Here is a 6,475-nt window from a genome sequence, read left to right as displayed (position 1 = left end):
TGGCCCGGAAGCTGTCGGACGAACACCGCCGCCTGGACGAGCTGCGCGTGGGCGACCTGGCGGTCAAGGCCACCTTCGAACTGGGCTACGGCCAGCTGGAGCCGGAACAGGCCCGAGCGTTCCGCCTGCTGGGTTTGGCGGACGGCCCGGACATCTCGATCACAGCGGCAGCGGCGATCGTGGACCGCACAGCGGAGGTCGCCGAGGCGCTCCTGGAAGACCTGGTCGATGCCAGCCTCGTGGAGTCCGCCGCTCCCGGCCGCTATCGTTTCCACGACTTGGTGCGGTTGTTCGCCCGTGACTGCGCGGAGCGCGAAGAGCCCGTTGCGGAGCATGAAGCGGCGCTGTCGCGGCTGCTGGACTTCTACCTGGCAACGGCGGCGCGGGTGTACGAACTGGACCGCCCCGGCGACAACCTCACCTCGCACCTCGCCCCGGTGACATACCAGGGCCTGCACTTCGCCGACCGTCACAGCGCACAGGACTGGCGTCTGGGCGAGGCGGACTGCCTGCTGGCCACCGCGCGCCAGCTCGTGGGCAAAGACACCCTCGCCCGCGCCGTCGACCTGCTGATGGTGACCGTCGACCTGGCCGAGTCCGGCACGTACTCGCACCAGTTTGCGCAGATCGCCGGCCACCTGCTGGAGACCGCACAGCGCTCGGGCGACCCCCGCAGCGAGGGCCGGACGAACGACGTGCTGGCCTCCTCGCACATCGACTCCGGCCGCTTCGAGCAGGCGGACGAGCACGCCGCGGAGGCCCTTCGGCTGGCGCGTGCAAGCGGAGATCCGGTCATCTGCGGCCACGCCGCCTCCGATCGCGGCATCATCGCCTCCCTCCAGGGGCGCTCAGCCGACGCGGCGGTCCACCATGAGGACGCGCTCGCCGCCTACCGCGCCGACGGGAACCTGTCGGGCGAGGCAAGCGCGCTGAGCAATCTGTCACGGATGCACAGCGGCGCCGGGCGCTCGTCACTCGCCGTCGATCTCGCGGAACAGGCTCTGGCCATCCACCACAAGCTGGGCCCCAGCTTCAGGATGGCCAACTGCATGTACGCACTGGGGATCAGCCTCACAGGCGCCGACCGCCCGGACGACGCACTCGTTCAACTGGACGCGGCCCTAAAGCTCTTCCACGAGAATCGAATGCACCTCTGGCATGGCATGACCCAGTTCCGAATGGCAGAGGCACACCTAGCTGCCCAGCAGCCCACCCAGGCGGCCACGTTGGCCGAACAGGCGCTCGCGCGGCTGCACGGCATCGGCGGCGACTGGCACCGCGCGCAGGTACTCACGGCCCTCGGCCGGAGCCTGCACCAGATCGGGCAGCAGGGGCGAGCACAGGCATGCTGGAGCGAGGCCGTGGTGCTGCACGAGAAGACCAACTCGTCGGAAGCCGCAGAGGTGCGGGCCCTCCTGGAACCCGCCACGACTTCCTGAACGTCTCCTATACGAACTCGTTCATCGGACGTTTATCACCAGCCGTCATGCTCTTTGTCAGTGGCTCGTCACGTCGGGGGAATGGCGGGTCACGCGGGGCCGCTCCCCCGGGGCAAGATTAGGGAGAGCGGCCGCGCAGGCCCGCCCGGCGATCCGCGGGGGAGTCGCCGGGCGGGCGGCTGCGGAACGCCCACGGCACAGACAGGGGAGCAAGATGCCGGAGAAGTCAACAGAGTCCGAGGTGGAGCGGGAGAAGCAGAAAGCCCGCAAGATCGAGTCGGCCGGCGCCGACGAGCCGACGCTGCCGGATGACCCGTCGAAGGATGAAGACGAAGACATCTTCAGGCCGCTCGACAAGCACCAGCCCTGATTGACATCACTGACCGGCCCGAGGGGGGGCCGAAACGGCCCGGTCGCGGCAGCAAGATGGGGACTGCTGCGGCCGGGCCTTCCCCTTGCTTCGGAGCGAAACTCACATGCCCCGAGCCGCCCTCCGGCACCGCCGAGGCGGCACCACGTCTCGACCTCACCGGGTGAGCCCCTTGCCAGCCACTCCCTACCGTCAGCATCCGGCCGCACAACCGCGTGCCGGTGACACCGCACTCCGGTCCACGGCAGACTGTCGAACAGGGCTGCGAGGACCGGGAGGGGTGGGCCATGGCAGGGCATCGCGGGGAATCCCCGGACCACCAGGTCGGCGATGCCGGCGAGTTGCTGTACTTCGGTCTGCTCGGTCCGCCGGCGGCATGGCGCGGTACCACACCGATCAACATCGGTCCGCCCCAGCAACGCACCGTCCTGGCCGCGCTGCTGACCGGCTCCGGCCACCATGCCACCGCGCACGAACTGGTCGACGCCCTCTGGGCCGAGGACCCGCCGCGCGATGCCGTGGGCACCGTACGGACCTACGTCTCGCGGTTGCGCAAGGCTCTCGGCCCGGACGCGGATCTCATCAGCGGCCAAGCCGGCGGCTACGTACTGCGCCCGGGAGGCCGCGCTGTGACGGACACGGCGATCGCCGAACAGGCCGTCGCCCTGGCCGACGCGGCGGCGCAGGGGGGAGACACAGGGAGGACCCGTTCGCTTCTCCGCCAGGCACTGGGCCTGTGGGACGGCGAACCGCTCGCCGGCCTGCCCGGGACGTTCGCCGAGACGGAACGCGCACGGCTCACCGAATGGCGGCTGTCGCTGCTCGAACGCCGGCTGGCGCTCGACATCGAAGCGCACGACTACGCCGAGGCCATCTCCGAGCTGACCGCGCTGACGGCGGCTTACCCGCTGCGGGAGCGATTCCGGGAGCTGCTGATGCTGGCGCTGTCCCGCAGCGGCCGGCAGGCGGAGGCGCTGGCCGTCTACACCGACAGCCGAAGGCTGTTGATCGATGAACTGGGCGTCGAACCCGGTCGGAAGTTGGCGGAGCTGCAACAGCGGATCCTCCGGGGAGGTGAGCAACCCGTGGCACCCTTAGCCACCACGACCACGCGGCTGTCACCTGCCCAGCTCCCGGCAAGGCTGGCCGACTTCACCGGGCGGGACGCCTTCGTCGACGAGTTGGGCAAGCAACTGGAGCAAGCGCCCGGCATGGTGATGGCGGTGTCGTCCGTCTCGGGCATCGGCGGCGTCGGCAAGACCACCCTGGCCGTACACGTCGCCCACGCCGCGCGGGAGTCGTTCCCGGACGGCCAGCTGTACGCGGACCTCCAGGGCACAGGCCCGTCCCCGGCCGACCCGGCCGCCGTCCTCGGCTCCTTCCTACGGTCCCTGGGCACCCCGGACGCGGAGATCCCCGAACCTGTGGAAGAACGAGCGGCCCTGTACCGCTCGATGCTCGCCGGCCGCCGGATCATGGCCCTGCTCGACAACGCCCGCGACGCCGCCCAGATACGCCCCCTCCTCCCCGGCACCGAGGGCTGCGCGGCGCTGATCACCTCCCGGGCCAGGATGGCGGACCTGGCCGGGGCGCATCACGTCGACCTCGACGTCATGGCCCCCGACGAAGCGCTGCTGCTCTTCACCCGCATCGTCGGAGCCCACCGCGTAGAGCCGGAACGCCACGCGGCCATGGACGTCGTCGCCGCCTGCGGCTTCCTCCCCCTGGCCATCCGCATCGCGGCCTCCCGCCTGGCGGCCCGCCGCACCTGGACGGTGTCGGTGCTGGCCCGGAAGCTGTCGGACGAACACCGCCGCCTGGACGAACTCCGCGTCGGCGACCTGGCTGTCAAAGCCACCTTCGAACTCGGCTACGGCCAACTCGAACCCGAACAAGCCCGCGCGTTCCGCCTCCTGGGCCTGGTCGACGGCCCCGACCTCTCCCTCAACGCGGCCACCGCCATCCTCGACCAAACGGAAGAGGACACCGAAGAACTCCTGGAAACCCTGGTCGACACCAGCCTCCTCGAATCCGCAGCCCCCGGCCGCTACCGCTACCACGACCTCCTCCGCCTCTTCGCCCGCACCTGCGCCCACCGCGAAGAACCCGAGACCGAACGCGAAGCAGCGCTCTCACGCCTCCTCGACTTCTACCTCGCCACCACCGCCAAGGCGTACGAACTGGGCCGCCCCGGCGACACCCTGATCCGACACCTGAACCCGATAGCTCACGGCGGTCTGGCATTCGAGAACCAACACACCGCACAGGACTGGCTCTTCAGCGAGGCAGAGTGCGTGCTCGCCGCAGTTCGCCAGTTCGCCCACGGCGACTCACTGCCGCGTACCGTCGACCTCCTGCTCACCGCCAAGGACCTCGCGGAGTCCGGCCTCTACTCCCCGCGGTTCGTACAACTCGCCACCGCCGCGCTCAAGGCCGCCGAACAAGCCGGCGACATCCGCGGCCAGGCGCGGGCCCACATCGTCCTGACATCGGCCCGGCAGTTCATGGGACGGTTCGAGCTGTCGTACGAGCACGCCGTCCACGCCTACCGCCTCGCCGGTGCCTGCGGTGACATCTGGGTCTCGGGTGAGGCCGCGAACGACCGCGGGGTTACGGCCTCCCTCCTGGGACGCCAGGAGGAAGCGACGAACTGCCTGGAGCAGGCCCTCGCCGCGTACCGGGAGGACGGAAACCTGGACGGGGAGTCCTGCGCGCTGGGCAACCTCGCCCGTATCCACAGTGACATGGGTTCGATCCCCACGGCGATCGAGCTGGCGGAGCAGACCGTGGAGCTCGACCGGAAGGCCAACGCACCACACCGCATGGCGTGCAGCAGATATGCCCTCGCCATCGCACTCAACTACGCGGACCGGCACGCGGAAGCCCTCGCCCAGCTGGACTTGGCCGCGACTGCATTCCGCGAAGGCCGTATGGGGCTCTGGGAGGGCCTTGCCTACTTCCGTTTCGCGCAGGTCCACCTCGCCATGCACAAGCCGGCCGAGGCGGCTTCGTACGCCGAGAAGGCCCTGTCCCGCTTCCGGGGCATCGGCGGTGACTGGCACCGCGGCAGCGCACTGAACGTGCTCGGCCGCGCCCTCGGCGAACTCGGCCAACCGGACCGGGCGCGGGCATGCCTGGCCGAAGCCCGGGAACTCCAGGAGTCGGGGTCGACTCAGGCGCCGCAGGGCTGAGGGCAACCGCGGGTCTGCCCGCTCTCCCCCTGGGGTTCAGCCGGGGGCGATGGACGCCAGCAGTGCGCTTACCTCGGCGGCTTCCCCGGAATTCGACCTCTGTAGGAGGGAGAGGGCTTCGGTCCAGCAGGCGCGTGCGCGGCCCGGCTGGCCCATCGCCAAGAGTGTACGGCCGAGGAGTGTGAGGACCACACCGCGGTGCCAGTCGCCGCCGATGCCCTGCAGGCGCGCGAGCGCCTGCTCGGCGAGCACCACGGCCTGAGCGGGGCGCTCGGCGGCGAAGGCGGCTTCGGCCATGCGGAGGTGGGTCATGCCGTCCCAGAGGTGCATGCGGTTCTCGCGGAAGAGCTTCAGCGCCGCGTCGAATTGCGTAAGCGCGTCGTCCGGCCGGCCTGCCACGGTGAGGATGATGCCGAGGGCGTACATGCAGTTGGCCATCCGGAAGCTCGTGCCGAGCTTGTGGTGGATGGCAAGGGCCTGCTGCGCGAGCTCGACGGCGAGCGTCGTCCGGCCGGCGTCGCCGTGCATACGTGACAAGTTGGTCAACGCGCCGGCCTCGCCCAACAGGTTCCCGTCGGCGCGGTAGGCGGCGAGGGCGTCCTCCAGGTGGATCGCGGCGTCAGCGGAGCGCCCCTGCAGATCGGCGATGATGCCCCGGTCGGAGGCGGCGTGGCCGCAGATGACCGGATCTCCGCTTGCGCGCGCCAGCCGCATGGCCTCCGCGGCGTGTTTGTCCGCCTGCTCGAAGCGGCCGGAGTCGATGTGCGAGGCGGACAGCACGTCGTGTGCCCGGCCCTCGCTGCGAGGGTCGCCCAAGCGCTGTGCGGCCTCCAGTAAGTGACCGGTGATCCGCGCAAACTGGTGCGAGTACGTGCCGGACTCGGCCAGGTCGACGGTCACCATCAGCAGATCGACCGAGCGGGCAAGAGTGCCTTTGCCCACGAGCTGGCGCGCGGTGGCCAGCAGGCAGTCCGCCTCGCCCAGGCGCCAGTCCTGTGCGCTGTGCCGGTCGGCAAAGCGCAGGCCCGGGTACGTCACCGGGGCGAGGTGCGACGTGAGGTTGTCGCCGGGGCGGTCCAGTTCGTACACCCGCGCGGCCGTCGCCAGGTAGAAGTCCAGCAGCCGCGACAGCGCCGCCTCGCGCTCCGCAACAGGTTCTTCGTGCTCCGCGCAGTCGCGGGCGAACAATCGCAGCAAGTCGTGGTAGCGGTAGCGGCCGGGGGCTGCGGATTCGAGGAGGCTGGTGTCGACCAGGGTCTCCAGCAACTCTTCGGCGTCTTCTTCTGTTCGGTCGAGGATGGCGGTGGCGGCGTTGAGGGAGAGGTCGGGGCCGTCAACCAGACCTAGGAGACGGAACGCGCGGGCCTGCTCCGGTTCCAACTGGCCGTAGCCCAGTTCGAAGGTGGCCTTGACCGCCAGGTCGCCCACGCGCAGCTCGTCCAGGCGGCGGTGTTCGTCCGACAGCTTCCGGGCCA

At 70.2% G+C, this 6,475-nt stretch carries 4 protein-coding genes; 3 read left to right on the top strand and 1 reads right to left on the bottom strand.

From position 1 onward, the window contains the following. The 3 genes from T328_RS35805 to T328_RS35795 all read left to right on the top strand — a co-directional run. Window positions 1-1,439, top strand: a 1,439-nt coding sequence (locus tag T328_RS35805; RefSeq protein ID WP_496500450.1) for a tetratricopeptide repeat protein, incomplete at its 5' end; no start/stop codon positions are given. Window positions 1,440-1,653: 214 nt separating this feature from the next. Then, entirely contained in the window at window positions 1,654-1,809 is a 156-nt protein-coding gene (locus T328_RS35800) for a hypothetical protein (RefSeq protein ID WP_496500449.1), read from the top strand. A gap of 287 nt (window positions 1,810-2,096) precedes the next feature. Then, window positions 2,097-5,000, top strand: coding sequence for an AfsR/SARP family transcriptional regulator (locus tag T328_RS35795; RefSeq protein WP_496500448.1), 2,904 nt, complete (start codon window positions 2,097-2,099; stop codon window positions 4,998-5,000). 36 nt (window positions 5,001-5,036) lie between these two features. On the opposite strand, the gene T328_RS35790 is transcribed toward T328_RS35795, so the two are convergent. Further along, the coding region (locus T328_RS35790; RefSeq protein WP_496500447.1) for a tetratricopeptide repeat protein at window positions 5,037-6,475 on the bottom strand (1,439 nt) is incomplete at its 5' end.

The sequence above is a fragment of the Streptomyces sp. CNX435 genome, from assembly GCF_059570575.1.
The sequence above is the reverse complement of the archived record's forward strand: the minus strand, read 5'-3'. Positions and strand labels throughout refer to the sequence as shown.